This is a genomic window from Streptomyces sp. NBC_01410 (assembly GCF_045040195.1).
Lineage (GTDB): Bacteria > Actinomycetota > Actinomycetes > Streptomycetales > Streptomycetaceae > Streptomyces.
Map to the genome: position 1 here is coordinate 5,036,946 of NZ_CP109530.1, position 26,290 is coordinate 5,063,235.

General features: G+C 69.3%; 29 protein-coding genes. 19 read left to right on the forward strand and 10 right to left on the reverse strand.

Annotated elements, in window-relative coordinates; all coding sequences use genetic code 11:
* Positions 1-7 precede the first annotated feature (7 nt).
* The gene (locus OG741_RS23220) at positions 8-343 is read right to left on the reverse strand and encodes a YnfA family protein (protein WP_266479462.1); all 336 of its coding nucleotides are present in this window, start codon (positions 341-343) and stop codon (positions 8-10) included.
* A 101-nt stretch (positions 344-444) separates the two neighbouring features.
* On the opposite strand from OG741_RS23220, the gene OG741_RS23225 reads away from it, so the two are divergent.
* On the forward strand, positions 445-927 hold the full coding sequence (locus OG741_RS23225) for a MarR family winged helix-turn-helix transcriptional regulator (protein WP_405600839.1): 483 nt from the start codon (positions 445-447) through the stop codon (positions 925-927).
* Between the two features lie 307 nt (positions 928-1,234).
* Here OG741_RS23225 and OG741_RS23230 read toward each other — a convergent pair whose 3' ends face one another.
* The 3 genes from OG741_RS23230 to OG741_RS23240 form a co-directional block, all read right to left on the reverse strand.
* The gene (locus tag OG741_RS23230) at positions 1,235-1,969 is read right to left on the reverse strand and encodes a Mut7-C RNAse domain-containing protein (protein WP_405600841.1); all 735 of its coding nucleotides are present in this window, start codon (positions 1,967-1,969) and stop codon (positions 1,235-1,237) included.
* A 12-nt stretch (positions 1,970-1,981) separates the two neighbouring features.
* Positions 1,982-2,845 (reverse strand): NAD(P)H-binding protein, encoded by an 864-nt coding sequence (locus tag OG741_RS23235; protein ID WP_405600842.1) that lies wholly within the window; start codon positions 2,843-2,845, stop codon positions 1,982-1,984.
* A gap of 127 nt (positions 2,846-2,972) precedes the next feature.
* Complete coding sequence (locus OG741_RS23240; protein WP_405600844.1) at positions 2,973-3,509, reverse strand: GNAT family N-acetyltransferase; 537 nt, start codon at positions 3,507-3,509, stop codon at positions 2,973-2,975.
* A gap of 45 nt (positions 3,510-3,554) precedes the next feature.
* On the opposite strand from OG741_RS23240, the gene OG741_RS23245 reads away from it, so the two are divergent.
* On the forward strand, positions 3,555-4,175 hold the full coding sequence (locus tag OG741_RS23245) for a hypothetical protein (protein ID WP_405600846.1): 621 nt from the start codon (positions 3,555-3,557) through the stop codon (positions 4,173-4,175).
* 6 nt (positions 4,176-4,181) lie between these two features.
* Here the strand turns inward: OG741_RS23245 and OG741_RS23250 are convergent, their stop codons facing one another.
* The gene (locus tag OG741_RS23250; RefSeq protein ID WP_405600848.1) at positions 4,182-5,045 is read right to left on the reverse strand and encodes a DUF6597 domain-containing transcriptional factor; all 864 of its coding nucleotides are present in this window, start codon (positions 5,043-5,045) and stop codon (positions 4,182-4,184) included.
* A gap of 63 nt (positions 5,046-5,108) precedes the next feature.
* On the opposite strand from OG741_RS23250, the gene OG741_RS23255 reads away from it, so the two are divergent.
* Positions 5,109-5,675 carry a TIGR03086 family metal-binding protein gene (locus tag OG741_RS23255; protein ID WP_405600851.1) on the forward strand — a complete coding sequence of 189 codons (567 nt, stop codon included), beginning with the start codon at positions 5,109-5,111 and terminating at the stop codon, positions 5,673-5,675.
* A 99-nt stretch (positions 5,676-5,774) separates the two neighbouring features.
* Here the strand turns inward: OG741_RS23255 and OG741_RS23260 are convergent, their stop codons facing one another.
* Positions 5,775-6,356: a hypothetical protein gene (locus OG741_RS23260; RefSeq protein ID WP_405605726.1), complete on the reverse strand. Its 582-nt coding sequence runs from the start codon at positions 6,354-6,356 to the stop codon at positions 5,775-5,777.
* A 273-nt stretch (positions 6,357-6,629) separates the two neighbouring features.
* On the opposite strand from OG741_RS23260, the gene hemL reads away from it, so the two are divergent.
* From hemL to OG741_RS23305, 9 genes are all read left to right on the forward strand, one after another.
* Positions 6,630-7,946: a glutamate-1-semialdehyde 2,1-aminomutase gene (hemL, locus tag OG741_RS23265; RefSeq protein WP_405600854.1), complete on the forward strand. Its 1,317-nt coding sequence runs from the start codon at positions 6,630-6,632 to the stop codon at positions 7,944-7,946.
* Positions 7,943-8,626, forward strand: coding sequence for a histidine phosphatase family protein (locus OG741_RS23270; RefSeq protein WP_405600856.1), 684 nt, complete (start codon positions 7,943-7,945; stop codon positions 8,624-8,626). The genes hemL and OG741_RS23270 overlap by 4 nt, the downstream gene beginning before the upstream one ends.
* A gap of 134 nt (positions 8,627-8,760) precedes the next feature.
* Entirely contained in the window at positions 8,761-9,990 is a 1,230-nt protein-coding gene (locus tag OG741_RS23275; RefSeq protein ID WP_405605728.1) for a hypothetical protein, read from the forward strand.
* Between the two features lie 68 nt (positions 9,991-10,058).
* Positions 10,059-10,664 (forward strand): TlpA family protein disulfide reductase, encoded by a 606-nt coding sequence (locus tag OG741_RS23280; RefSeq protein ID WP_405600858.1) that lies wholly within the window; start codon positions 10,059-10,061, stop codon positions 10,662-10,664.
* Positions 10,665-10,695: 31 nt separating this feature from the next.
* Positions 10,696-11,433: a cytochrome c biogenesis CcdA family protein gene (locus OG741_RS23285; protein WP_405600860.1), complete on the forward strand. Its 738-nt coding sequence runs from the start codon at positions 10,696-10,698 to the stop codon at positions 11,431-11,433.
* A 5-nt stretch (positions 11,434-11,438) separates the two neighbouring features.
* Positions 11,439-13,136 (forward strand): cytochrome c biogenesis protein ResB, encoded by a 1,698-nt coding sequence (locus OG741_RS23290; protein WP_405600863.1) that lies wholly within the window; start codon positions 11,439-11,441, stop codon positions 13,134-13,136.
* On the forward strand, positions 13,133-14,215 hold the full coding sequence (ccsB, locus tag OG741_RS23295; protein WP_405600866.1) for a c-type cytochrome biogenesis protein CcsB: 1,083 nt from the start codon (positions 13,133-13,135) through the stop codon (positions 14,213-14,215). The genes OG741_RS23290 and ccsB overlap by 4 nt, the downstream gene beginning before the upstream one ends.
* Positions 14,216-14,299: 84 nt before the next feature.
* Entirely contained in the window at positions 14,300-14,902 is a 603-nt protein-coding gene (locus OG741_RS23300) for an RNA polymerase sigma factor (protein ID WP_405600869.1), read from the forward strand.
* The gene (locus tag OG741_RS23305; RefSeq protein ID WP_405600872.1) at positions 14,899-15,870 is read left to right on the forward strand and encodes a CU044_5270 family protein; all 972 of its coding nucleotides are present in this window, start codon (positions 14,899-14,901) and stop codon (positions 15,868-15,870) included. Before OG741_RS23300 ends, OG741_RS23305 begins: the two co-directional genes overlap by 4 nt.
* 95 nt (positions 15,871-15,965) lie before the next feature.
* Here OG741_RS23305 and OG741_RS23310 read toward each other — a convergent pair whose 3' ends face one another.
* Together OG741_RS23310 and OG741_RS23315 are read right to left on the reverse strand one after the other, a co-directional pair.
* On the reverse strand, positions 15,966-16,895 hold the full coding sequence (locus tag OG741_RS23310) for an isopenicillin N synthase family dioxygenase (RefSeq protein WP_405600874.1): 930 nt from the start codon (positions 16,893-16,895) through the stop codon (positions 15,966-15,968).
* Positions 16,888-17,337, reverse strand: a complete 450-nt coding sequence (locus OG741_RS23315) for a nucleoside deaminase (protein ID WP_405600876.1) — start codon at positions 17,335-17,337, stop codon at positions 16,888-16,890. Before OG741_RS23315 ends, OG741_RS23310 begins: the two co-directional genes overlap by 8 nt.
* A 144-nt stretch (positions 17,338-17,481) precedes the next feature.
* On the opposite strand from OG741_RS23315, the gene OG741_RS23320 reads away from it, so the two are divergent.
* Entirely contained in the window at positions 17,482-18,426 is a 945-nt protein-coding gene (locus OG741_RS23320) for a DMT family transporter (protein ID WP_405600877.1), read from the forward strand.
* On the opposite strand, the gene OG741_RS23325 is transcribed toward OG741_RS23320, so the two are convergent.
* Complete coding sequence (locus OG741_RS23325; protein WP_405600880.1) at positions 18,356-19,276, reverse strand: LysR family transcriptional regulator; 921 nt, start codon at positions 19,274-19,276, stop codon at positions 18,356-18,358. The two genes, OG741_RS23320 and OG741_RS23325, sit on opposite strands and share 71 nt — an antisense overlap.
* 1 nt (position 19,277) lies before the next feature.
* Positions 19,278-19,688, reverse strand: coding sequence for a PLD nuclease N-terminal domain-containing protein (locus tag OG741_RS23330; RefSeq protein WP_405600883.1), 411 nt, complete (start codon positions 19,686-19,688; stop codon positions 19,278-19,280).
* A gap of 89 nt (positions 19,689-19,777) precedes the next feature.
* Between OG741_RS23330 and OG741_RS23335 the strand changes: the two genes are divergently transcribed.
* The 6 genes from OG741_RS23335 to OG741_RS23360 all read left to right on the forward strand — a co-directional run bounded on the left by OG741_RS23335 (position 19,778) and on the right by OG741_RS23360 (position 26,283).
* Complete coding sequence (locus OG741_RS23335) at positions 19,778-21,229, forward strand: menaquinone biosynthesis decarboxylase (protein WP_405600885.1); 1,452 nt, start codon at positions 19,778-19,780, stop codon at positions 21,227-21,229.
* Entirely contained in the window at positions 21,226-22,128 is a 903-nt protein-coding gene (gene mqnP, locus OG741_RS23340; RefSeq protein WP_405600888.1) for a menaquinone biosynthesis prenyltransferase MqnP, read from the forward strand. The genes OG741_RS23335 and mqnP overlap by 4 nt, the downstream gene beginning before the upstream one ends.
* Before the next feature lie 21 nt (positions 22,129-22,149).
* Positions 22,150-22,815, forward strand: coding sequence for a UbiX family flavin prenyltransferase (locus tag OG741_RS23345; RefSeq protein ID WP_361908193.1), 666 nt, complete (start codon positions 22,150-22,152; stop codon positions 22,813-22,815).
* Positions 22,816-22,927: 112 nt separating this feature from the next.
* Positions 22,928-23,377: an Lrp/AsnC family transcriptional regulator gene (locus OG741_RS23350; RefSeq protein WP_142214307.1), complete on the forward strand. Its 450-nt coding sequence runs from the start codon at positions 22,928-22,930 to the stop codon at positions 23,375-23,377.
* A gap of 56 nt (positions 23,378-23,433) precedes the next feature.
* On the forward strand, positions 23,434-24,597 hold the full coding sequence (gene mqnE / locus OG741_RS23355; protein WP_266479414.1) for an aminofutalosine synthase MqnE: 1,164 nt from the start codon (positions 23,434-23,436) through the stop codon (positions 24,595-24,597).
* 156 nt (positions 24,598-24,753) lie between these two features.
* Positions 24,754-26,283 carry a DUF2079 domain-containing protein gene (locus OG741_RS23360; RefSeq protein WP_405600892.1) on the forward strand — a complete coding sequence of 510 codons (1,530 nt, stop codon included), beginning with the start codon at positions 24,754-24,756 and terminating at the stop codon, positions 26,281-26,283.
* Positions 26,284-26,290 lie beyond the last annotated feature (7 nt).

Here is a 26,290-nt window from a genome sequence, read left to right on the forward strand (position 1 = left end):
CCCGGCGTCAGCGGCTCCGTGGTGCGTACATGATCAATGCCATGCCCGCGAGGCAGACCAGCGCCCCGATCACGTCCCAGCGGTCCGGGCGGTAGCCGTCGGCGACCATGCCCCAGGCGAGGGAGCCCGCGACGAAGACTCCGCCGTACGCGGCGAGGATCCGCCCGAACTCGCCCTCCGGCTGGAGCGTCGCGACAAAGCCGTACGCACCGAGGGCGATGACGCCCGCGCCGATCCAGATCCAGCCCCGGTGCTCCCTGAGTCCCTGCCAGACGAGCCAGGCTCCGCCGATCTCGAAGACGGCGGCGACGAGGAAGAGGGCAGCGGAACGGACGACGAGCATGGGGGCAGCCTGCCACGCGAGGCCTCGCGCCCGTATGACGCCCGCCGAAGCTCCCCGCCTCGCCGGCGGCGACGGTTCAGCTTGGTTCGTACAATCTCTGCATGACGCAGAAGAGTGTGGCCGGTCGCGGCAGGCTGATGGACGAGCTGTCCACCGCCTCGCGGCGCTATATGGCCTCGTACGCCCTGTTCAACCAGGCCCTCGCCGACCATCTGCGGCTGCATCCCACCGACTTGCAGTGCCTCAATCTGCTGGCGCTCGAGCCCGGCCCGGTGACCACCGGACGTGTCGCCGAGCTGACCGGGCTGACCACCGGGTCCGCGACGCGGCTCGTCGACCGGCTGGAGCGGGCCGGATACGTCACGCGCGAGCGCGACATCGAGGACCGGCGGCGGGTGCTGGTGACGCTGGTGCCCGAACGCATGGCGGAGTTCGGCGAGGTGTGGCAGAAGCTGAACGGCTCGTGGTTCGCCATGTTCGACGCGTACAGCGATGAGGAGATCGCGCTCCTCACCGCGCACATGAGGCGGACGGTCGAGCTCAGTGCGGCGCAGGTGGAGCGGTTGCGGGGCGGCGAGCTCTGACGCGGGGGCGCGGGCGCGGTGCGGGGTGCGGGTGCTGGGTGCGGGTGCGGGGCGCCTGCCGCGGGCTTTCCCCTACCCGCCCTCCCCATACGGCCTGGCGGCCGTGGGAGGTACCCCCACCCCGAACTGGGGGCAAGCCCCCAGACCCCTGCGCCGGCTTCGCGGCGCGAACCTGGGCTCCGCCCCCGAGCCCCCATACGCCGTTCTGGGGGTCCCCCCGACGCCCGCAAGGCGTAAGGGGAGTGCCCTCAAACGCCGGACGGGCTGGATATGCAGCCGCGCCGCCTGAGCGCCGGACGGGCTGAAATTACGCCGCGGCGTCGCCGAATTCCCTCAGTGCCTCTTCGACGATCGCCTCCAGGCGGGCATGGTGCGCGCCCCGCCAGTACACGCGCTCGCAGGCCGTGCACCGCGCGAACACGTCGTACGTCCGCTGCGTGCCCTGCTGCAGCTGGTCCTGGACCGAGTCCTTGTCCGCGTCCGTCAGCCGCCCGTTGCACGCCGTGCAGCGGGTCCACGGCGCGAGCCTTGGCGCGAACCGCTCCAGTACGTCCCGCAGTTGGTCGTCCGGGCGGTCGCTGTAGATGTACGCCCCCGCCCAGATCTCCCGCCGCCTCAGCAGTCCGCGGTCCCGGGAGAGCAGGACCCGCTGCTCCTTCGCCGAGAGGGTGGCCAGCGCCGGGTCGCCGATGTCCTCGTTCTCGTACGCGGCGTCGAGGCCGAGGAGCCGCAGCCGTCGCGCCAGCGTGCCGAGGTGGACGTCGAGGAGGAAGCGCAGCGGGGCTCCGGGGACCTCCTGGGGCCGTTCGACGCCGAGCACCTCGACGGTCTCGCCGGTGCGCGGGATGTGGGAGACGGGCACCTCGCGGCCGTCCACGAGCACCCGGCCGGCCTCGGTGAGCGGGACGCCGAGCGACTCGATGACATGGCCGAGGGTCGACGAGCCGTCGGTGACCAGGGCCGTACGTCCCTGGCGGCGGTCCGAAGGGACGAAGAGGCGCAGCTCAGGGGCGACGCTGAGATGGATTTCCGGTCCGTTCACGCCGCCAGCATGTCATCGGGCGGCCCGAGTCAGCCAGGCCGTTTTGAAGGCGTCGGCGTTCTCCGCCGCCCACGCGGCGAAACTGCGGGCCGGGTGGCCGGTCAGTTCCTCGACGGCGTCGGTCAGCGGCGTGGGCGAGCCGTCGGTCGAGGCCCAGTAGTCGAGCAGTCCGTCGGCGAAGGCGCCCGGCATGTATCCGGCCATGGCCGCCTTCCACGCCTCGCGGCTCACCGTGGTGTAGGGGAAGGGGCTGCCGACCGCGCGTTCCAGGATGGCGAGTTGCTCGGTGAAGGTGAGGGATTCGGGGCCGGTCAGGTGGTACGTCCTGCCGCGCAGCTCCGGCCGGGTGAGCAGCGCGAACGCCGCCTCGGCGATGTCGCGTTCGTGGATGGGGTCGCCGTAACTGCCTGGGTACGGCAGGTCGATCGAGCCCGCGGACTCCAGCGCCCAGCGCCACTGGAACGCGTTGGCCGCGAAGGCGCCCGGCTGAAGCACGCTCGTCTCGACGGGCGAGGCGGCGAGCGCCTGCTCGACGGCGAGATGCGACGCGGCGATCGGGTTGTCGGCGGCGCCCGGATCGAGGACGGAGCTGGAGGAGAGAAGCACGATGTGTTCGACGCCCGCCGCCGCGGCGGCGTCGAGGAACGCGCCGGTCTGCGACGGCTCCGCGTACAGAAAGACAGAGGTCACGGAGTCGAGGGCGGCCGGGAAGGTCGCGGGGTCGTCGAGCGCGCAGTGCACGGCTTCGACCCCCGTCGGGAGGCTGAGCTCGTCGGGGGCGGCGGAGGCGGCGCGGACACCGGCTCCGGCCTCGTGGAGGAGCGCGATGAGGGCGGAGCCGACTTTGCCGCGGCTTCCGGTGACGAGGACGGTCATGGGTGGGGTTCCTTAAGGGAGTTGCACATGCTTGGCGCCGCGCAGAATCTGTGTGGCGCAGATAAATATCCGCGAAAGTGGCCCTCTCGTCAAGCAGACCCGCACCAGCCCGCGCGTCAGCCGCGCCTCAGCCGGCGGGCGGAGTTCCCCACAGGTCCAGTCGCCAGTCGTTGGACACCGCCACATGGCCCGGCGGGTACTCGAAGTCGCACTCGCCCAGCAGCTCGAAGCCCACTTTCCTGCACACCGCGTTCGACGGGCCGTTGTCAGGGGGCGGGAACGCGTGCAGATAGCGGTGCTTGTGCTCGGCGCGCGCCGCCTCGACCACCGCGCGCGTGCCCGATGTCGCGATCCCGCGCCCCTGGAAGCCGAGCAGGACGCCCCACCCCGTCTCGTACACCTCCTCGCCCTGCCAGGTCCTCTCCCAGAAGCCGACCGAGCCCACCGACTCCCCGGTCTCCTCCAGGACGATGCGGTACATCCGGCCCCTGCCCGTACGGTCAAAGCTCAGCTCCACATAGCGCGCGTGCCGCTTGACCAGCTGCTCCTCTGTCTCCGGGCCTCCCAGGTGTTCCATCAACTCCGGTGCGTTCGCAGCCCGGAGAAGGTCGAAGTCGTCCTCAGACCATGGCTCGATCCGCACCGCCGATGCTTTGATCTCCATGTCACGCACTGTAAGACGGGGGTCTGACAACCGGGGGTCCTGAGGATGAGCTTCACCGGTGTGTGGGCGATCGGCGCCGTCCCCGATGCCGAAGTCGCCGCCCTGCCCGGGCGTTTCGCGCATCTGAAGGGGGAGTGGACCACGCCTCCGGGCTACGCCGAGGATCTGGCGTGGTGGCTCGGCGGCGGTGACCGCGAACCGTACTTCACGCCCGGGCCCACGCCCGCAGCCCTCCGCTTCGCCGCCTTCGCGCGCAGTGGCGGGCCCAGCGCGCCGCCCGTCGCCGCGATGAAGGAGGCGGGCATGGACCTGTTGCGGGACGCGGAAGGGGAAGCCGCGTTCGCAGCCGCGGCACGCAAGAGCGATCCGGCCGTCGCCCTCTGTTACGGCCTGGGGGCCAAGGCCGCGGCCGGCCTCCCCGGCTGGTTCGGCGACTTCCTGCTGACCGCCGCCGAGGTACGGGCCGTCCTGCCGCACGCCGAGTCCGTGCTCGCCGTCACCGGGCCCCGCCGTACCGAGATCATCGGCCGTGTCGACGCCTGGATGTCGGCCATGAGCGACGAGCCCGGCTTCGACGCGCGCACGCTGCTGGACGGGCCGCTGCGAGTGCTGCGGTACGCGGCCGCCCATGGCACGGGCGCGGTCGGCGTCACCGTGAGTTACTGACAGGACCTAAGGGGCTTGGCGCGCATATGCGGTCGGCGGTACGCCCACCGTCGCCGTGAAGTCCCGTACGAGATGGGCCTGGTCGCTGTAGCCGAGCTCGGCGGCCAGCGCGGCCCAGTCCAGCACGCCGGCGTCCGTCCCCCCGCCGCCACCCTCGGCCGCGGCGTCCTCCGCCGCCTCTGCCCGCTCCAGTGCCTCATGGATGCGGTAGCGCAGGATGACCCACTTCGGGCCTACCCCGACGTACGCCGCGAAGAGCCGCTGCAGCGAACGCGCCGACACCCCTTCCGCCTCCGCCAGCTCGGCGACCCGCCGGATCGTACGGTCCCTGCGCACCAGATTGACCAGCTCCATCGCGCGCAGCGCCTGCGGGTCCGCCGCGGGCTCCAGCCCCAGCAGGAAGGCGTCGAGCGCGGCGACCCGCTCGTCCTCCGCCTCCGGCCCGAGGATCGCGCCCGCCGTGTCCGTGTCCGCGCCCGCCGTGCCCGCGAGGACGTCCGCGAGCGGCAGGCGCTGCCCCGTCCAGTCGGACACGGGCCGCCCGGGGGCGAACGGCCGGAAGCCGCCGGGCCGGAACTGCACCCCGCACACCCGCCCCCGCCCCTCCAGCTTCTGCGTGAACAGCCCCAGGCCGATGCCCGCGACCTCGCCCCACGGCGGCTTGTCGCCGTACCGCTGGAAGACCACGTTCACGGACGGATGCGGCACCACATGCGAGGCGTACGGCTCCGGCAGGTCCCAGTCGATGAGCCAGTAGTGCTCGAGATACGGACGCAGCTCGGGCGCGGGCTCGCGGCGGCGGAAGTCGACCCGCGCGAAGAGCTCGCGGGCTTCGACGATTCCCCTGGTGTCGCGGCGCGGACCTGCCATGACGCGGATCCTATGTCGCGTTTGTTCAATACGCAGGGACTCTGCCGGGCCTACCGTCGAGGCATGACGAAACCCATCAGTGAGCTGCTCGACGCGGCGGCGAGGCGGGCCGTACCGGTGGTGCGCGGCATCACCGAGGACCAACTGGCCGACCCGACGCCCTGCGCCGAGTACGACGTACGCACTCTGACCGATCACCTCATCCAGGTGCTGATCAACTTCCAGAAGCTGGCCGCGAAGCAGGAATCCGACTTCGGTGCCGAACCGCACTACATGGACGGCGACTGGCGGTCCCGGTTCGCCGACGAGGCCGACGCACTCGTCGCGGCGTGGGCGGCTCCCGGCGCCGAGGAGGGCACCACCGGGAGGATGGGCTTCCCGGCCAGGACCGTCGCCAACATGGCGCTGGGCGATCTGACCGTGCACGCCTGGGACCTGGCCCGCGCCACCGGACAGGACTTCACGCCGGACCCGGCCGTCGTCGAGGAGATCGAGCCCGCCCTCGCGGAGCTGGCGCCGATGGCCCACAAGGGCGGCGTGTACGGCGAGCCCGTCGAGGTGGGCCAGGACGCGTCCGCCTTCGACCGGGTGCTGGGGCTGACGGGCCGCGATCCGCACTGGCGGCCGTAGGCCGTCTTACACGCGGCGCCCTCCCGCGATCTGCGCTTCGCCCAGGTCAACGGCGCGCCGCCCGGGCTCGGCCTGTGCGATCCGGCCGGACGAGGCCCGCTAGGGCCACACCAGGCAGTACGGCTGGTGCCCCGCCTCATGCAACCGCACCGAGAAGTCCTGCCACTCGTGAAGCAGTTGGTACACGTTGAACGCGTCCCGCGGACCGCCCCGGTCCGGGACCGTCGACCATATGAAGGCCGCCGCGCCCACCGACTCCTCGCCGATGCCGCGCAGGGGGTCGACCACCGTCATCGGAAGCTTGACCACCGCATAGTCGGGGTGGAGCACCACCAGCTCCAGCGGCGGCACCTTGTTCAGCGGCATGCCCTGGATGCCCGTCAGCACCATCGCGGCTATGGTCTCCGGCTTGATCTTGGCGAACATTCCGCCCATGCCGAGCTCGTCGCCGCCCAGTTCCTCGGGGCGCATCGAGATCGGCACGCGTGCCGCCGTGGCGCCGTCGGGTGCGCCGAAGTACTTGTAGGTCACCCCCACTCGGCCGCTCCTGCTTTCCATGGGTTCGCTGGCGCTTTCCATGGGTTCGCCCGCGCCCGATTCGCCTCGCCGGTGCTTTCCCCGCCGGGCAGGCTCAGGACCCAGACCGTCGGTCCCCTCGCCCAGTCCGCCACCGCGATGCATATCTCCACCCGACCACTCGCAGCCCCCGCCGCGCAACCCGATCATCGTGACAGTGACCTCCCCCACGAACGTGCTGTGAAACACCAGTCCGCAAGAACGTCGAAGGCTCTGACACCATGGATTCCGTGAGCTTTCCCTGTGTCGCCCCAGTTTCGCAGACGCGAGCGTGGTGACGCCCTTTCGTAATACGAGGAGACCGCGCTCCCTGCTCACCGGTGGCCGAGATCCTCCGTCCCGGCACCCCGAACACCCGCATAGCAGATCAGGACCAAAGTGGCGTATTCATACGAAGCCCCCGTTTCGCAGACGCTTTTCGACCGTGCGTCCCTCGTGACGCCCGGCGGCGTGAACTCTCCTGTCCGAGCCTTCCGAGCCGTGGGCGGTACGCCCCGGTTCATGGTGTCCGGTACGGGTCCGTACCTCACCGACGCCGACGGGCGCGAGTATGTCGACCTCGTCTGCTCGTGGGGACCGATGATCCTCGGGCACTCCCACCCGGCCGTCATCGAGGCCGTGCAGTCCGCCGTGGCCCGCGGAACCTCCTTCGGCACGCCCGGCGAGGGTGAGGTGGCACTCGCCGAGGAGATCGTGGCCCGTATCGAGCCCGTCGAGCAGGTACGGCTGGTTTCCAGCGGTACGGAAGCGACGATGTCCGCGATCCGGCTGGCCCGCGGTTTCACCGGCCGCGCCAAGATCGTGAAGTTCGCCGGCTGCTACCACGGCCATGTGGACGCGCTGCTCGCCGCCGCCGGCTCGGGCGTCGCGACCTTCGGGCTGCCCGACACCCCCGGCGTCACGGGCGCGCAGGCGGGCGACACCATCGTGCTGCCGTACAACGACATCCAGGCCGTGCGCGAGGCCTTCCAGGCGCACCCCGGCGAGATCGCCTGTGTGATCACCGAGGCGTCGCCGGGCAACATGGGCGTGGTCCCGCCGCGGCCGGGCTTCAACGAGGGCCTGAAGGCGGCCTGCGCCGAGAACGGCGCGCTGTACATCTCCGACGAGGTCATGACCGGCTTCCGTACGTCCAGGGCCGGCTGGTACGGCGTGGACGGCGTCGCGCCCGACCTGATGACCTTCGGCAAGGTCATGGGCGGCGGCTTCCCCGCCGCGGCCTTCGGCGGCCGCCAGGACGTCATGGCGCATCTCGCCCCGGCCGGCCCGGTCTACCAGGCGGGCACTCTCTCCGGTAACCCGGTGGCCACCGCCGCCGGGCTCGCGCAGCTCCGGCTGCTCGACGACGCCGCGTACGTGAAGATCAACGCCGTCTCGGCACAGATCCAGTCGCTGGTGACCGACGCGCTCTCCAAGGAGGGCGTGGCCCACCGGCTGCAGAGCGCGAGCAACATGTTCTCCGTCTTCTTCACCGGCTCGGACGTCACGAACTACGAGGACGCCAAGAAGCAGGAGTCCTTCCGCTTCACCGCCTTCTTCCACTCGATGCTCTCCCAGGGCGTCTATCTGCCGCCGTCCGCCTTCGAGTCCTGGTTCGTCTCCACGGCCCACGACGAGCGGGCGGTCGAGCGGATCGCCGCCGCGCTGCCCGCCGCCGCCCGTGCCGCGGCCGAGGCGACGGAGGTGTCCGCATGAACGAGGACAAGGACATCACCGTCGTCCATCTGGTGCGCCACGGCGAGGTTGAGAACCCCGACGGTGTGCTCTACGGCCGCCGCGCCGGGTACCACCTCTCCGAGCTCGGCCGGCAGATGGCCGACCGGGTCGCCGAGCATCTCGCGGACCGCGACATCACCCATGCCGTCTCCTCCCCGCTGGAGCGAGCCCAGGAGACCGCGGCTCCCGTGGCCAAGAGCCACAGCCTCACCCTCGACACCGACGAGCGGCTGATCGAGGCGGCCAACGTCTTCGAGGGCAAGACCTTCGGCGTCGGCGACGGCGCGCTGCGCAAGCCGTCCAACTGGAAGCATCTGACCAACCCGTTCCGCCCCTCGTGGGGCGAGCCGTACGTCGATCAGGTCGTACGGATGATGGGCGCGCTCGACGCGGCGCGTGACGCGGCCCGCGGGCACGAGGCCGTGTGCGTGAGCCATCAGCTGCCGATCTGGATCGTGCGCAGCTTCGTGGAGCGGCGCCGGCTGTGGCACGACCCGCGCCGCCGGCAGTGCACGCTCGCGTCCCTGACCACGTTCACCTATCAGGGCGACCGTATTGTTTCTGTCGGTTACAGCGAGCCCGCCCGTGATCTTGTTCCGGCTCATCTTCTCGCCGGTGCAAAGCCTGTGAAGGGCAAGTCCAAAGCATTCGGCGCGTAGATCGAAAACAGTTCTTCACGAACCTTCACGAAATGGGCGCCAGTCCCCGGAACGCCTCTCTCCGGAAGTCCATCTAGACCATTGCCGGTTTGGATGTGCTCTCTCCGACCGGGAGAGCGTGGATGGGGGACGAGATGGGCGACATCAGTCGAAGGGGCTTGCTCGGGGCGGGACTTGGAGCCGCAGCCGCGATCGGAATCGCGGGCTGCGGCTCCTTGGGTCAGGGCAAAGGGGGACAAGCCGGATCCGGCGGGGACGGCAAGCCCTCCCCGTCCAGGAGTCAGGGCCGGCTCATCGGTGACGGCTCCACGTCCGACACCGGCAAGCAGCCGAACCAGCCGCCCAGGCCCGTTCGGCTCGAACCGGGCCAGACGCCGCCGCAATTCGTGATCTTTTCCTGGGACGGTGCGGGCGAGGTCGGCAATGGCCTCTTCCCGCGCTTCCTCGAACTCGCGAAGAATCATGACGCCGCGATGACGTTCTTCCTCTCCGGGCTCTATCTGCTCCCCGAGTCGAAGAAGACGCTCTATCGCCCGCCGAACAACGGCATCGGCGCATCCGACATCGGTTATCTCACCGACGGTCACATCAGGGAGACGCTGAAGTACGTACGCCAGGCATGGCTCGACGGCCATGAGATAGGCACGCACTTCAACGGGCATTTCTGCGGCGGTTCGGGATCGGTCGGCAACTGGTCGCCCGCCGACTGGCAGAACGAGACGGACCAGGCTGTGAAGTTCGTCACCGAGTGGCGTACGAACACGGGCTGGAAGGACATCGATCCGCTGCCCTTCGACTACCGCAAGGAACTCGTCGGCGCCCGCACCCCCTGCCTGCTCGGCCAGGACAAGCTGCTGCCCACCGCGAAGAAGCTCGGCTGGCGCTACGACGCCAGCTCGCCCGGCGGCCGCCAGATGTGGCCCGAGAAGCGCCAGGGCCTGTGGGATCTGCCGCTCCAGCAGATTCCGTTCCCCGGGCACTCCTTCGAGGTGCTCTCCATGGACTACAACATCCTCGCCAATCAGTCGAACAATTCGACCAAGGGCATGCCCGAGCGCTATCCCGGCTGGAAGAAGCAGGCCACCGAGGCGTACCTCGCCGGATTCAACCGGGCCTACGAGAGCAATCGCGCGCCCTTCTACATAGGCAACCACTTCGAGCAGTGGAACGGCGGCATCTACATGGACGCCGTCGAAGAGGTGCTCAAGGGCATGGCCGGCAAGAAGGACGTACGGCTGGTCTCCTTCCGGCAGTTCTGCGACTGGCTCGATGTCCAGGACCCGCAGGTGCTCGCCAAGCTCCGTACGCTCGAGGTCGGCCAGTCCCCGGCAGGCGGCTGGAACACATTCTTCAAGGCAGCCTGACAAGGGGCTTCACGGGCACCCAGGGGGGCGCGGAATGATCCGCGGAAGGGCCATGCGAAACTTTTCACATGAGCCTTAGCCGTGCCCCCCGCGCCGCCCTGCTGACCGCCGTGGTCGCTGCCGGCGCACTCACCCTGTCGGCCTGCAGCGGTGACTCCAACGGCAAGTCCGGCGGTGGCGGCGACACCAACTTCGTCACCGACACCGGTGGCATCTCCACCGTCGCCAAGAACAAGCGCGCCACCCCGCACACGCTCTCCGGCGAGACCCTCGACGGCAAGCAGCTCGACGTCGCCGACCTCAAGGGCAAGGTCGTCGTGCTGAACGTCTGGGGCTCCTGGTGCCCGCCCTGCCGCGCCGAGGCACCGCATTTCGCGAAGGTCGCCAAGGAGACCAAGGCCAAGGGTGTCGAGTTCGTCGGGATCAATACCCGCGACGCCAACAAGGGTCCGGCTCTCGCCTTCGAGAAGGATTACGAGATCGGCTATCCGAGCCTGTACGACCCGGTGGGCAAGCTGATCGTCAACGGCTTCCCCAAGGGCAGCCTCAATCCGCAGGCCATTCCCTCCACGATCGTTCTCGACCGGGAGGGAAAGATCGCGGCACGCTCGCTCATGGCTCTCGACAGCGAGGGACTCCACAAGATCATCGATCCGCTGGTCGCGGAGAAGTGATCGTGGAACGGTCCTCGCGAGGTGAGTCGCGGTGAATGAGACGGTCTTCAGCGGTGCGCTGCTGCTCGCACTGCCCATCGCCGTACTCGGCGGTCTCGTCTCCTTCTTCTCGCCGTGCGTGCTGCCTCTCGTACCCGGCTACCTCTCCTACGTCACCGGAGTCAGCGGCACCGACCTGGCCGAGGCCAAGCGCGGCCGGATGGTCGCGGGAGCCTCCCTCTTCGTCCTCGGATTCACCGCCGTCTTCGTCTCCGGCGGCGCCCTCTTCGGCTACTTCGGCGCGAGCCTTCAGGCCGAGAAGGAGACGCTCTCCAAGGTCCTCGGCGTGCTGATGATCCTGCTGGGCGTGTTCTTCATGGGGCTGATGCCCTGGCTCACGCAGCGCGAATTCCGTATCCACAAGCGGCCGGTGACCGGGCTCCTCGGCGCACCGCTGCTCGGCGCGCTCTTCGGGGTCGGCTGGACGCCGTGCATCGGCCCGACGCTCGCGTCCGTGAACGCGCTGGCCGCCGAGCAGGCGAGCGCCGGCCGGGGGGCCATACTGACGGTCGCGTACTGCATCGGGCTCGGACTGCCCTTCGTCCTCGCGGCGGTGGCCTTCCGCAAGGCGCTCGGCGCCTTCGGGTGGGTCAAGCGCCACTACGCCTGGGTGATGCGGATCGGCGGCATCATGATGATCGCGACCGGTCTGCTGCTGCTGACCGGCGTCTGGGACAGCCTGGTGCAGGACATGCAGGGCTGGACCAATGGCTTCACGGTGGGGATCTGAGTTCCATGAGCACGACGGAGACCGAAGAGCAGCGCGACGGCGGGGACGCCCAGGACGGCAAGGACCTCGGCGCGGCCGGCGCCCAGCTGTCCACCGCCCCCCGCGAGGAGCTCACCGGCGGGCCCTCCCTCTCGGTCGTCGGCTGGGTCCGCTGGTTCTGGCGGCAGCTGACCTCGATGCGGGTCGCGCTGATCCTGCTCTTCCTGCTCTCGCTCGGCGCGATCCCCGGCTCACTGATTCCGCAGAACAGCGTGGACGAGCTGAAGGTGCGGACCTTCAAGGAGACCCACACGACGGTCTCGCCGATCTACGAGAAGCTGCAGTTCTTCGACGTCTACAGCTCGGTGTGGTTCTCGGCGATCTACATCCTGCTGTTCGTCTCGCTCATCGGCTGCATCGTGCCGCGCTCCTGGCAGTTCGTCGGACAGCTGCGCGGCCGCCCGCCGGGCGCGCCCGGACGGCTGACCCGGCTGCCCGCGTACACGACCTGGCGTACGCACACCGAGCCCGAGCAGGTGCGTGAGGCCGCGCTCGCGATGCTGAAGAAGCGCCGCTTCCGCGCCCACACCGTCGGTGACGCGGTCGCCGCCGAGAAGGGCTATCTGCGCGAGGCCGGCAACCTGGTCTTCCACATCGCGCTGATCGTGATGCTGGTGGCCTTCGCCGCGGGCCAGCTCTTCAAGTCGGAGGGCGGCAAGCTGATCGTCGAGGGCGACGGCTTCTCCAACACCCTCACCCAGTACGACGACTTCAGGTCCGGCTCGCTGTTCCGCACGGACAACCTCGTGCCGTTCACCTTCAAGCTGGACCGGTTCACGGGTACGTACGAGAAGAGCGGGCCGCAGCGCGGCACGCCGCGCACCTTCGAGGCCGGGGTCACCTATTCCCAGGGCGGCGGCCCGGACAAGAAGTCCGTCATCCAGGTCAACAAGCCCCTGGTCATCGACGGCACCAAGGTCTATCTGCTCTCGCACGGGTACGCGCCCGTCGTCACCGTCCGGGACGGCCGGGGCAAGGTCGTCTTCAACGGCGCCGTCCCGCTGCTGCCGATCGACAACAACATCACCTCGACCGGCGCGATCAAGGTGATGGACGGCTACCGGGACAAGAACGGCAAGAAGGACCAGCTGGGCTTCCAGGCCTTCTTCGTGCCGACGTTCGGCGGTGCGGGCAAGGGCACCATGTTCTCGCAGTTCCCCGGCCTCGAGTTCCCCGTGATCGCGCTGACCGGCTACCACGGCAGCCTCGGCGTCAACGCGGGCCTGCCGCAGAACGTGTACCAGCTCGACACCGCCAAGATGACCCAGTTCAAGGACGCCAAGGGCCAGATCCTCAAGGCGCGGCTGCTGCCCGGCGAGAAGATGACCCTCCCGGGCGGCGCGGGCTCCATCACCTTCGAGAAGGAAGTGAAGGAGTGGGCGAGCTTCCAGATCTCGCAGCAGCCCGGGAACGGCTGGGCGCTGACCGGCGCCATCGCCGCCATCGCGGGCCTCGTCGGCTCGCTGTTCATCCAGCGCCGCCGGGTCTGGGTGCGGGCCGTGACCGGTGAGGACGGCGTGACCGTCGTCGAATTGGCGGGACTCGGCCGCAGCGAGTCCCCCAAGCTTCCCGAAGAGCTGGGCGATCTGGCCCTGACCCTCAACGCCGAGGCGCCGACCGCGCCCGATTCCTCAGACGTACCTGCCGAAGGGGCTGAGAAGTGACTCTCGCCGCCGCAACCAACGAGAATCTCGCGCACATCAGCAATGTGCTGATCTATTCGTCGATGGCCGTCTACACGCTGGCCTTCTTCGCGCACATCGCGGAATGGGTCTTCGGCAGCCGCAGCAAGGTCGGCCGCACGGCCGCCGCGCTGACCGGTGCCGGGTCCGCCGCGGCCCCTTCGGTCACGGTCCGGGTCAAGCAGGCCGGCGGCACCGCCGTACTGGACAAGCCCAAGGTCATCACGCGCTCCGCGGCCGGCACCCGCGACGTCCCGGACGGTCCCGGCGCGGCAGGCGGCACCGAGAAGGGCGACCTGTACGGCCGGATCGCCGTCTCGCTGACGGTCCTGGCCTTCCTGGTCGAGGCGGGCGGCGTCGTCGCCCGCGCGATGTCGGTGCAGCGGGCCCCCTGGGGCAACATGTACGAGTTCTCCATCACCTTCTCCACGGTGGCGGTCGGCGCGTACCTCGGCTTCCTGCTGGCGAGGAAGAACGTCCGCTGGATGGGCCTGCTGCTGGTCACCACGGTCCTCCTCGACCTCGGCATCGCCACCACCTGGCTCTACACCGACAGCGACCAACTGGTCCCGGCCCTGCACTCGTACTGGCTGTGGATCCATGTCTCCACCGCGATCTTCTGCGGCGCGGTCTTCTACCTGGGCGCGGTCGGCACGCTGCTCTACCTGTTCCGCGACAGCTACGAGAACAAGCTGGCCCGCGGCGTGAAGCCCGGCTCCTTCGCCACCTCGGTCCTGGAACGCCTGCCCGCGGCCGCCTCGCTCGACAAGTTCTCGTACCGCATCAACGCCGCGGTCTTCCCGCTGTGGACCTTCACGATCGTCGCGGGCGCGATCTGGGCGGGCGACGCCTGGGGCCGCTACTGGGGCTGGGACCCCAAGGAGGTCTGGTCCTTCATCACCTGGGTCGCGTACGCCTGCTACCTGCACGCACGCGCCACCGCGGGCTGGAAGGGCCGCAAGGCGGCCACCCTGGCGCTCATCGCCTTCGGCTGCTGGCTCTTCAACTACTACGGCGTGAACATCTTCGTCACCGGCAAGCACTCCTACGCCGGGGTCTGACCCTTCCCGTACGGCACCCGAGGCCGGTTCCCCTGTGACCCACGTCACGGGAACCGGCCTTTGTCGTACGGACAGTTGGAGGGTGTGGACACTTCGCGAGCCCGGATCCGGGCGGGGGACCAAGAGGCCTTCGGGGAGCTCTTCGACGCGTACGCACGCTCCGTCTACAACCACGCCTACCGGCTGACGGGGGACTGGTCGGTCGCGGAGGACGTCGTCTCGCTGACCTTTCTGGAGGCGTGGCGCCTGCGCGGGAAGGCGGACAGGGACGGCGGTTCGCTGCGGCCCTGGCTGCTGGGCATCGCCACGAACGTGACGCGCAACGCCCGGCGGGCGGCGCGCAGACACGCGGCCGCCGTGGCCCGGCTGCCGCCGGGCGAGGCGGTGCGGGACTTCGCGGACGAGGTCGCGGGGCGCCTCGACGACACCGACCGACTCGCCCTCGTACAAACCGCCCTGGCAACTCTCCGGCGGCCCGAGCGCGAGGTGCTCGCCCTGGTCGTCTGGGCCGGTCTCGATTACGCGGCCGCCGCCGAGGCGCTCGGCGTGCCGGTCGGCACCGTCAGATCCCGGCTGTTCAGGGCCCGTACAAAGCTCGCAAAAGAGGTGGAACCGCCGACGAGGCGCGGACAGGTAAGAGATGGCCGCGACCCCGCGGCCGGGCCCATCCAGGAGGGGAACCGATGACCGAACTTCCCGAGAGGGACCTCCCGCCGGGCCGCCACCGCGTCCTGAAGGAGCACCTCATGAGCGAGATCCGCACCCCAGACCGCACCCCACACCGCGCCAAGGACCGCACCCAGGACAACGGGGTCCGCGTCCAGGGCAAGCCGATGAGGGAGGGCTGGCGCAGGCCCGGCGTGCTGGCTCCGCTCGCGGCGGTCGCGGTGGCCGCCTCGGTCATCGCCGGACTTGTCTTCACCGGGCACGACGCGGGCGGTGTCAGGCCGGCCCCGTCCGAGGCGGCGGCCCTGCTGGAGGACGTCGCGCTGGCCGCCGAGCACGGGACCGTGCCCGGCGACATCCGTGACGACCAGTTCGTCTACATCGAGAGCAAGGTCGGCTACGTCGGGTACCAGGCGGGCAGGAAGCCGAAGCTCGAACCCATCCACAAGAGGGAGGTCTGGCGCTCCGTCGACGGCTCCCGGGCAGGCTTCCTGCGCGAGGCCAACCACGTCGGTCAGAGGCCGCTGAACCCCGACACCCCGGGTGTGGAGAGCAACACCAACTACCGCCATCTCCAGACCCTGCCCACCGACCCCGACGCGATGCTGACCTGGCTCCACAAGGTGGACAGGGGCGAGGGCGGCAAGAGCAAGGACCAGAACGCCTTCGTCCTCGTCGGCGACCTGGTCGCCGAGTCGCTGATGCCGCCCAAGGTGAGCGCAGCGCTCTACCGGGCGGCCGCGAAGATCCCCGGCGTCCAGATCGTCGAAGACTCCGTGGACGCGGCGGGGCGACACGGCGTGGCGGTCGCCCGGGAGGACTCCGGCATACGGGAGGAGCTGATCTTCGACAAGAAGACCAAGAAGTACCTCGGCGAGCGGTCCGTCGCGGTCCGGGACATCGAGGGCGGACTGAAGAAGGGCGAGCTGGAGGGTTCCAGCGCGATCCTTCAGCGGGCCGTCGTCGACCGGGTACGCCAGACGCCCTAGGGTGCACGAGTCCTGAGCTGGTGCCATGGACGCGATCCGCCATGGCACCAGCGAGCCCCGGGACGGCAGCATTCAGCTGTTGCGCGAGGAGTACGTCAGCCGGCCGTGATCGCGTCGAGCTGAGCCCGCAGATAGGTGTGCGAGTCGATGCCCAGGACATCGGTGCCGGGGTCGCACTCGTAGAAGTAGACCAGCGAGATCAGCTCCTCCGCGGGCGCGTCCGCGGGCGGTGGCAGCACCCGGTGGCGGCCCGAGCGCCAGCGGTCGCCCGTCCAGCGGGCCATCAGATCGCCGATGTTGACGGTGAAGGCCCCGGGGTCGTACGGCGCGTCCTCCCAGCCGCCCTCGTCGGTGAAGACCTGGAGCCCGCCCTTGCCCGCCTGCCGGTCCAGGACCGTGACCGTGCCGAAGTCGGTGTGCGGGCCGATGCGGAACTGGCCCGGCTGCGGATCTCCGAGCCGGTCCCTGCCCGGGTACCAGTTGATGTTGAAGCCCCAGGTGGGGTGCCCGGTGTGCCGGGTGAAGAAGGTCTCCGGCTCGCCCAGCGCGACGCCGAGGAGTCCGAGGAGCCGGTCCGACAGCTCCCGCATCTGCGCGAGATACGTCTCGACCAGGGCCTTGAGCCCCGGCACCTCGTCCGGCCAGGTGTTGGGCAGGAACCACTCCGCGTCCACCGCCGGGTCGCCGGTCGGCTCGTCCGCCGCGAAGGACAGCGACTCCTTCAGATCCGGGGGAGACTCGGTGCCTTCCGCATAGGCGTTGGCCTCCGCGCCCGGGCCCAGCCAGCCGCGTCCGCCGACCCGCACGGCGTACCGCTCCTTCGCCGCCTCGGGCAGCCGGAAGAACTCTCCCGCCGCCTCCCGGATCCGTCCGCGCAGTCCGGGATCGACCCCATGGCCCGTGACCAGGAGGAATCCGGCGCGCTGCAGGGCCGTGTCGACCATCGCCGCGACGGCGGCACGGGCGGCAGGGTCCCCGGGGGACCAGTGGCGCAGATCGATGGTGGGAATCCTGGGTTCAGTCACCGATGTCCTCGCTCCACAGGTCGGGACGTTCCCTGATGAAGTCCTCCATCAGGGTCCTGCACTCGGCGTCGTCCAACAGCACGATCTCCACGCCGTGTTCGGCCAGCCAGTCGTGCCCGCCGTGGAAGGTCGCCGCCTCGCCGATCACCACCCGGGAGATCCCGAACTGCCGGACCAGGCCGCTGCAGTACCAGCACGGCGAGAGGGTCGTCACCATGGTCGTGCCCCGGTACGAGCGCTGCCGCCCGGCCGCCCGGAAGGCGGCCGTTTCCGCGTGCATCGACGGATCGCCGTCCTGCACCCGCCGGTTGTGGCCGCGCCCCAGCAGGCTCCCGTCCGCGCCGTACAGCGCGGCCCCGATCGGGATCCCGCCCTCCGCGAGGCCGGTCCTGGCCTCCTCGACGGCCGCCCGCAGCCATTCCCCGTACCGCGCGTTCTCCATGACGCTCACCTTCCGAAGCTAGGTCGAGCCCGGCCTGATCGGCCGGACAGGACCTTAAGTCATCGGCGGCGCCGATCGGCCCATCGGCAGGACGCCCCACTGGCTCGTGGACCGGCTCCCGCCCCCACTCGTAGCGTCATGGTCATGAACACAGAGAGCAAGGGCACCCTGCAGCTGACCGCGGCCATGGTCCTGTCCGGCACGCTCGGAATCTTCGTCGTCGAGTCGGGGGCCTCCGCCTTCAACGTCGTCTTCTTCCGCGTCCTCTTCGGCGCCCTGGCCCTCGGGAGCTACGCACTGGCCCGCGGTTACTTCCGCGACCACGGCCTCACCCCGAAGAAGCTCGGACTGGCCGCGCTCGGCGGCCTGTTCATCGTCTTCAACTGGGTGCTGCTCTTCGAGTCGTACGAGAACACGTCGATCTCCGTCGCGACCGTCGTCTACCACACGCAGCCCTTCTACGTGGTGCTGCTCGGCGCCCTGCTCTTCCGTGAGCGCCTCACCGCCGCGAAGGTCGGCTGGATCGCGCTCGCGTTCGCCGGGCTGATCCTCGTCTCCGGTGTCACGCCGGGCGACTTCACGGGCGGCAACAGCACCTATCTGCTCGGCATCGGCCAGGCGCTCGCCGCCGCGCTCCTCTACGGCCTCTCCACGCTCGTCACCAAGCGCGTCACGGGGGTACGCCCGCACCTGATCGCACTCGTCCAGGTCCTCGTCGGCATCCCGCTGCTGCTGCCCCTCGCCGACTTCGGCGCCATGAGCGGGACCGGCGCCGACTGGGGCTGGCTGATCGGCCTCGGACTCATCCACACCGGCCTGATGTACGTCCTGATGTACGCCGCCTACCAGAAGCTGCCCACCGCGAAGATCGCCGTGCTCGCCTTCACCTACCCGGCCGTCGCGATGGTCGCCGACTGGGCGGTGTACGGGCACCACATCGGCCTCGTCCAGGCGCTCGGCGTCCCGCTGATCGTGTTCGCCAGCCTGAAGGTCAACCTCGCCAAGTCGCCCCGTACGGTTACCGGTTCGGCTCCTCGGACCGGCTCGCCGACTCCTGCTCCCGCACCAGCCGCATCGTCTCGTCGATGAACAGCCGCACATGGCGCGGCAGCCGCTTCCCCTCCCGCCACGCGACCTGCGTGTACAGCTGGAACGGCGGCTCCCACGGCAGCGCGAGGAGCGTCCCCGACGCCAGCTCCTCGCGCACCGCCATGCGCGGCAGCAGCGCGACCCCGAGGCCGCCGGCCACACCCCGCTTGGTCGCCTCGATCGTGCCGAACTCCATGAAGGGCGGGGGAGCGCCGTTGCGTTCGCGCAGCTCCTCCTCGAAGAGGTCGCGGTACGGGCAGCCCGGCTCCGTACCCACCAGCTGGATGTCCGCGAGATCGACGGTCGCGAGCTTCGCCGCGTCGGCGAGCGGATGGGTGGGCGCGCAGACCAGGACGAGCGGTTCGGCGGTCAGCACCTCGGTCTGAAGGCCCGCGTGCTCGGTCTCCCGCTCCATCAGGAAGCCGATGTCGTACACGCCCTGGCGCAGCGCCTGACGGGTCTCGTCCCCGAGCGTGGGGCGCAGCGACAGCCTCACCTGCGGATAGCGGTGGTGGAACAGTTCGAGCAGCGCGGGCAGCCGGTAGGAGGTCAGCGACTCCATGGTGCCGACGTTGATCGCCCCGGCGGGCTCGTCGGCGCCGGTGACGGCGACCCTGGCCTCTTCGGAGAGCTCGATGATCCGGCGTGCGTACGGCAGCAGCCGCGCGCCCGCCTCGGTGAGCCGGATGCGGCTGCCGAGCCGGTCGAAGAGCTCCGTGCCGAGAGAGGTCTCCAGCGAGCGGATCTGGCTGGTCACGCTGGACTGGGCGTACTTCAGCTCGGCCGCCGCCTGAGTGAAGCTGAGGACGGTGGCGACCTTCTCGAAGGTGACCAGCAGGCGCAGTTCCATGTCAGGGCTTCTGGGGGTCGTCGCCGTTCTCGCGGCGCTTGAGCTCCTCCTCGCGGCGGCGCAGATCCGCCTCCCAGTCCTTGAGGAGCGCCTCGTCCTTCACATCTTCAGAAGGCACAGCCTCGTCCTTGAGGGACTTCAGGAAGTCCGGGTTGTCGTCGGGCGCGACAAACTCGGTGCGGTGGTTGCGGTGCCATGGGGACGGTGTGCTGCCGCCGGCGGTGGCCTTGCGGTCCCTGCCCGCGACGAGCCACGCGATCGGGCCGATCAGGACCTCGCCGAAGAGCAGCACGATGATGACCCAGACCACCTTCGGGAGGTGCTTGACCTCCTGCTCGGGCGTGTTGAGGCAGTCGATGAAGGCGTAGATCCACAGCGCCAGGACCAGCAGGAAGGGCAGATACCGGAGCATGGTGGTGCGTTCCCCCCGGGGAGCGGTGGCGGGGCTGCTTGGGGCCCCGGTGACAGGCCAAGCCTAGTCCTTGCCCGATACTGGACGGCATGGCTTACGACGATCTTCGCTCCCTGCTCCGGGCGCTGGAGCGCGAGGGTGACCTCAAGCGCATCAAGGCCGAGGTCGACCCGTATCTGGAGGTCGGGGAGATCGTCGACCGGGTGAACAAGGCGGGCGGTCCGGCGCTCCTGTTCGAGAACGTCCGCGGGTCGGCGATGCCGCTCGCGATGAACGTCTTCGGCACCGACCGCCGGCTGCTCAAGGCGCTCGGCCTGAAGTCCTACTCCGAGATCAGCGACAAGATCGGCGGGCTGCTCAAGCCCGAGCTGCCGCACGGGTTCGTCGGGGTCCGCGAGGCCTTCGGCAAGCTGGGCACGATGGTCCACGTACCGCCGAAGAAGGTGAAGGACGCGCCGGTGCAGGAGGTCGTCCTGCGCGGTGACGACGTCGATCTGGACCAACTGCCCGCGCTGTTCACCTGGCCCCAGGACGGCGGCTCCTTCTTCAACCTGGGTCTGACCCACACCAAGCACCCGGAGACGGGCGTGCGCAACCTCGGTCTGTACCGACTTCAGCGGCACGACCGGAACACCATCGGCATGCACTGGCAGATCCACAAGGACAGCCGCAACCACTACCAGGTCGCGGCCAAGCGCGGTGAACGGCTGCCGGTCGCGATCGCCTTCGGCTGCCCGCCCGCGGTGACCTACGCCTCGACCGCGCCGCTGCCCGGTGACATCGACGAGTACCTCTTCGCGGGCTTCGTGGCGGGCAAGCGCATCGAGATGGTCGACTGCAAGACGGTGCCGCTCCAGGTCCCGGCGAACGCCGAAGTCGTCCTGGAGGGCTGGCTGGAGCCGGGCGAGATGCTCCCGGAGGGCCCCTTCGGCGACCACACCGGCTTCTACACTCCCCAGGAGCCCTTCCCCGCGCTGACCATCGACTGCGTGACCATGCGCAGGCGGCCGATCCTCCAGTCGATCGTGGTGGGCCGCCCGCCGACGGAGGACGGACCGCTCGGCCGTGCCACGGAACGGTTCTTCCTGCCCCTGCTCAAGATCATCGTTCCGGACATCGTGGACTACCACCTTCCCGAGTCGGGCGGCTTCCACAACTGCGCGATCGTCTCGATCGACAAGAAGTACCCGAAGCACGCGCAGAAGGTCATGCACGCGATCTGGGGCGCCCACATGATGTCCCTGACGAAGCTGATCGTCATCGTCGACGCGGACTGCGACGTGCACGATCTGCACGAGGTCTCCTGGCGCGCGCTCGGCAACACCGACTACGCCCGTGATCTCACCGTCGTCGAGGGCCCGGTCGACCATCTCGACCACGCCTCGTACCAGCAGTTCTGGGGCGGCAAGGCGGGCATCGACGCGACGAAGAAGCTCCCCGAGGAGGGGTACGTCCGGGACGGCGGCTGGCCGGACATGGTCGAGTCGGACCCGGATACGGCGGCGAAGGTCGACCGCCGGTGGAAGGAGTACGGCCTGTGAGCAGCGCCGCCGCAGCAGTCCCGCAACCCGGCAGGACCAAGTCGTTTCTGCGGCTCGTCATGATCGAGCACTCGGTCTTCGCGCTGCCCTTCGCGTACATCGCCGCGCTGACCGCGATGTTCCAGTTCGACCGGAACATCCACTGGGGGCGGCTGCTGCTGGTCACCCTCGCCATGGTCGGGCTGCGGACCTTCGCGATGGCCTGCAACCGGATCATCGACCGCGAGATCGACGCCCGCAATCCGCGCACCGAGAACCGTGAACTGGTGACCGGGGCGGTGTCGGTGCGGTCCGCCTGGACCGGCGCGCTGATCGCCGTCGTCGTCTTTCTGGGGGCGGCGGCCGCGCTCAATCCGCTGTGCCTCGCGCTCGCGCCGATCGCCGTGATCCCGATGGTGGTCTATCCGTACGGCAAGAGGTTCACGAACTTCCCGCATGCCATCCTCGGCCTCGCCCAGGCCATGGGCCCGGTCGGCGCGTGGATCGCGATCACCGGCGCGTGGTCCTGGGACTCGGTGATCCTCGGTCTTGCCGTCGGCGTCTGGATCGGCGGCTTCGACCTGATCTTCGCCTGCCAGGACGTGCAGGCGGACCGCGCGCACGGCGTGATGTCGGTCCCGGCCCGCTTCGGCGTCCCGGCCGCGCTGTACGGGGCCCGGGCCGCGCATGTCGTGACGACCGTCCTGCTGGTCTGGTACGCGCTGGCCACGGAGGCGGGCGGGTTCTTCTGGACCGGCTTGCTGATCGTCGCCGCCGCGTTCCTCTACGAGCACACGATCGTCAAGCCGCACGACCTGTCCCGTCTCAACCGCGCCTTCTTCACCGTCAACGGCTTCATCGGCATCGCCCTGTTCGGGTGCGCGCTGCTCGATCTGATGGTGCGCGGCCTGACGGTGTGACCGGCGGATAGGCTCAGCGGCATGAACGAGGCCAAGCGCACCCCCTGGTTGGTGGGCGTCTCCGGCGCGTCCGGGACGCCGTACGCCGCCGCCGTGCTGCGCGGGCTGCTCGCCGCCGGCGAGAGCGTTGACCTGGTTGTCAGCCGGGCCTCACGGCTGACACTGCTCGACGAGACGGGGATCGCCTTCCGTGACGCGCACTGGCGCGAGGATCTGCGGGAGTGGCTGGCGCGCGGGGCGGACGGAAAGCCGGGCACCTTCCGGGTGGACGTCGACGACGTACGGCACTGGGCTGCCGGGGATCTGGCCGCCGGGCCCTCGTCGGGTTCGTATCCCGTGAAGGGGATGCTGATCGTCCCGGCGTCCACGGCGTGTGTGGCCGGAGTCGCGCTCGGGCTCTCGAAGGATCTGCTGCAGCGGGCGGCGAGCGTGACGCTCAAGGAGCGGCGGAAGCTGGTGGTCGCGGTGCGCGAGACCCCGCTGAACGGGCAGACCCTCAGGCATCTGGTGACACTGGACGAGGCGGGTGCGGTGGTGCTCCCGGCCTCTCCGGCGTTCTACGCGGGGGCGACGCACATTCAGGATCTGGTGGACTTCGTGGCGGGACGGGTGCTGGACGCGGCGGGGGTGCCGCATCGGCTGTACCGCCGCTGGGAGGGTGAGCTGGGTGGCCCTCGTACGGACTGACCCGCCGGCACCTCACGCTTGAATTGTATAATTCGTAGGAATTTTGCGCTGCGCACCTTAGATTCTCATGGTAAACTTGCGGAATCGCTGAATAATGGAAGGGTCCAGGCATATGGACGCGGTGGACAGGCAGCTCATCCAGGCCCTCAGGGAGAACGGCAGGGCCTCGTACGCGGAGCTCGGCCGGCTCGTCGGGCTCTCGGGGCCCTCCGTCACCGATCGCATCAACCGCCTCGAGGCGGCGGGCGTCATCACCGGCTATCGCGCCACGGTCGACGCCAGGTCGCTCGGTCTCGGCGTCACGGCTCTGATCGGTCTCTCGCTCTCGGACGCGGCCGACCACGAGGACGTGGCGCGCCGGCTCAAGGACCTCGCCGAGATCGAGGACCTGTGGTTCATCGCGGGCGACGACTCGTACATGCTCAAGGTGCGGGCGAACGACGTGGACGGTCTGGAGAAGACGATCCGCCGGCTGTCCGGCACGAGGGGCGTGTCGCGTACGCGTACGACGATCGTGCTCTCCACGAAGTGGGAGAACCGGGTCGGAGATCTGCCCGAGTAGGCAGGGGCGTACCTTTGGTGGGGCCTGTTGACGAATCGTATGGGAGGCGGCCGTACATGGACGTTGGGCTCAAGCGCGAGCTGGAGGAGAAGGTCCGTTCCGGGGAGCGGCTGACCCGCGAGGACGGCATCGCCCTCTACGAGTCGGACGACCTGGCGTGGCTCGGCGGCCTCGCGCACGAGGTGCGGACGCGCAAGAACGGTGACGTCGTCCACTTCAACGTCAACCGGCACCTCAACATGACCAACGTGTGCACCGCGTCGTGCGCGTACTGCTCCTTCCAGCGCAAGCCGGGCGAGAAGGACGCGTACACGATGCGCATCGAGGAGGCCGTCCGCCTCGCCAAGGCGATGGAGGGCGAGAACCTCACCGAGCTGCACATCGTCAACGGGCTCCACCCCAACCTGCCGTGGCGCTACTACCCGCGGTCGCTGAGCGAGCTCAAGAAGGCCCTCCCGGACGTCTCGCTGAAGGCCTTCACGGCGACCGAGATCCACCACTTCGAGACGATCTCCGGGCTGTCCGCCTCCGAGATCCTCGACGAGCTCATCGAGGCCGGTCTGGAGTCGCTGACCGGCGGCGGCGCCGAGATCTTCGACTGGGAGGTCCGGCAGCACATCGTCGACCACCGCACCCACTGGGAGGACTGGTCGCGCATCCACCGGCTCGCGCACCAGAAGGGTCTCAAGACCCCGTGCACGATGCTGTACGGCCACATCGAGGAGCCCAGGCACCGGGTCGACCACGTCCTGCGCCTGCGTGAACTCCAGGACGAGACCGGCGGCTTCCAGGTCTTCATCCCCCTGCGCTACCAGCACGACTTCGTGGACATGCAGGACGGCAAGGTGCGCAACCGCCTCCAGGCGCGCACCACCATGGCGACCGGCGCCGAGGCGCTGAAGACCTTCGCGGTCTCGCGGCTGCTGTTCGACAACGTCCAGCACGTCAAGGTCTTCTGGGTGATGCACGGTGTGCAGACCGCTCAGCTGGCGCTGCAGCACGGTGCGGACGACATGGACGGCTCGGTCGTCGAGTACAAGATCACCCACGACGCGGACAACTACGGCACGCCGAACAAGCTGACGCGTGACGACCTGCTCGACCTGATCCGCGACGCCGGTTTCCGCCCGGTGGAGCGGAACACGCGCTACGAGGTCATCCGGGAGTACCCGGGGCCGGACGCGGACCGCCGCGAGTCGCCCCAGCCGATGCGGGTCTGACGCCGGCCTGAGGCTGCGCCCCGGGCACGGACGTTTCCGAATTCGCCCTGGGGCGCGGCCATTCGGGGGATTCTTACCACACGGCAGTTTGCTCAGAGTCAAGTCTTCCAGGTTGCTGGCATCTTGATGGCCACTCAGCCTCAGCTTCTGGAAGGCATGGCCATGCAAGCATTCCCCACCAGCGGCACCACTCTGCCATCGCAGCAATCGGAGTCCGACAAACAGTCGTCGGCGGAGACGGTTCATGAAAGGCGCTCCGGCGTCGCATGGTGGATGTGGGTCCTGGCGGGAGCGCTGTTCTTCCTTTACGCGGCGCTGTCCCTTCGTATCCATCAGCGGATGCTTTCCAACAGCTACGACCTGGGAATCTTCGAGCAGGTCGTCCAGTCCTACGCGCACGGCCACCTGCCCGTCGCCGAACTGAAGGGTCCGGACTTTCCCGTTCTGGGGGACCATTTCTCCCCGATTCTGGCCCTGGTGGCACCGCTCTATTGGCTGTGGCCGGCACCGAATGCCCTGCTCGTGGCGCAGTCGGCGCTGATCGCCGTGAGCGTTCTGCCCCTCACCGTCTGGGCAAAGCGAACGCTGGGCTCCGTGGCCGCCGCGGTCATCGGTGTCTGCTACGGCCTTTCCTGGGGCATCGCGACGGCGGTCGGCTTCGACTTCCATGAAGTGGCCTTCGCCGTCCCCCTCCTCGCCTTTTCACTGACGGCTCTCGCGAACGACCGGCTGCGCGCCGCGGCGTACTGGGCTCTTCCCCTGCTGCTGGTGAAGGAAGACCTCGGACTCACGGTGGCCGTGATCGGTCTCGTCGTCGCCCTGCGCGGCAACCGCAGACTCGGGATCATCACCGCGTCCGCCGGTCTGGCCGGGACCGTGCTGGCGCTGCTGGTGATTCTGCCGGCCGTCAACCCGACCGGTTCCTTTGCCTATTGGTTCTACCTGGACAGCCCGGCAGGAAGTGGAGGCGGACCGGGAGATCTGCTCCACAAGTACACGGTCGGTCTCATCACCCCCGCAGCCAAGATGTCGACACTTGTGCTCGTACTGGCCCCGACCCTGTTCCTGGCTCTGCGATCCCCGCTGCTGTGGATCGCGCTGCCGACTCTGCTCTGGCGCGGCGCCTCGGGCAACGCGGTTCACTGGGGCACCGAGTTCCACTATTCGCTGGTGCTGATGCCGATCGTCTTCGCGGCATTCATCGACGCTCTGGTCCGACGGCGCTCCAGTGCGAGCAGCCTGCGCCGGTATCTCGTGGGCTCTGCCGCGATCACCGTCCTGCTGCTTCCGCAGTTTCCGCTGTGGCAGCTGGTCCAGTCGGCCACCTGGCGGACCGATCCCCGCGTCGCTGTCGCCCACCGTCTGATGGATCAGATCCCCGACGGCGCCACGGTCCAGGCGTCCAGCCATCTGGTGCCCCAGCTCACCAGGCGCACGAGCGTCAGCCTGTACGGCTGGCCCGCGAGCCGCCCCCTGCCTCAGTGGATCATGGTGGACACCCGGGTGCCGGCGGAGCGGCGATGGCCGCTGACCGCCGGACAGGAGAAATTCAAACTGGACGGCGCGCTGCGCAAGGGGTACCGCAGCGTGGCTTACGAGGATGGCTTCGTCCTGCTCAAGAGCCCGGGCGGACCCGGCGTCCCGGGGAGTGAGCCCGGTTTGAACGGCCTTCCGCGTAATGGATAATCTTCGC